The sequence below is a fragment of the Mesorhizobium sp. M7A.F.Ca.CA.004.04.2.1 genome (assembly GCF_004022825.1).
In the GTDB taxonomy this organism is placed as follows: Bacteria; Pseudomonadota; Alphaproteobacteria; order Rhizobiales; family Rhizobiaceae; genus Mesorhizobium.
Map to the genome: position 1 here is coordinate 1 of NZ_RZPH01001610.1, position 711 is coordinate 711.

Below are 711 nucleotides of genomic sequence, written 5' to 3' on the forward strand. Positions count from 1 at the left end.
TTTCAAGGAGGCCGCCATGGCGCCCCGCGTTCTCGTCTCAGACAAACTCTCCCCCACCGCCGTGCAGATATTCAAGGATCGTGGCGTCGAGGTCGACTATCTGCCCGATCTCGGCAAGGACAAGGAAAAGCTCGCCGAAGTGATCGGCCAGTATTATGGCCTCGCCATCCGCTCGGCGACCAAGGTCACCGAAAAACTGATCAACGCCGCTACCAATCTCAAAGTCATCGGCCGTGCCGGCATCGGCGTCGACAATGTCGATATCCCGGCGGCACGCCGCAAGGGCATCATCGTGATGAACACGCCGTTCGGCAATTCGATCACGACCGCCGAACATGCGGTGGCAATGATCTTCGCGCTTGCCCGCCAGATACCGGAAGCCAACGCTTCGACCCATGCCGGCAAATGGGAAAAGAACCGATTCATGGGCGTCGAGATCACTGGCAAGACGCTGGGCGTCATCGGCTGCGGCAACATCGGTTCGATCGTCGCGACGCGCGGCGTTGGCCTCAAGATGCACGTCATCGCGTTCGACCCGTTCCTGTCGGACAGCCGTGCCGAGGAGCTTGGCGTCGACAAGGTCGAGCTCGACGAACTGTTCGCCCGCGCCGATTTCATCACCCTGCACACGCCGCTGACCGACAAGACGCGCAACATCATCGATGCCGCGGCGATCGCCAAGATGAAGAAGGGCGTGCGCATCATTAACTG

1 protein-coding gene is annotated in these 711 nt (G+C 60.6%); it reads left to right on the forward strand.

Features of this window, described 5'->3' with window-relative positions; translation table 11 throughout:
• Positions 1 to 16 precede the first annotated feature (16 nt).
• On the forward strand, positions 17 to 711 hold a 695-nt coding region (locus EN893_RS36465), incomplete at its 3' end, for a hydroxyacid dehydrogenase (protein WP_281062547.1).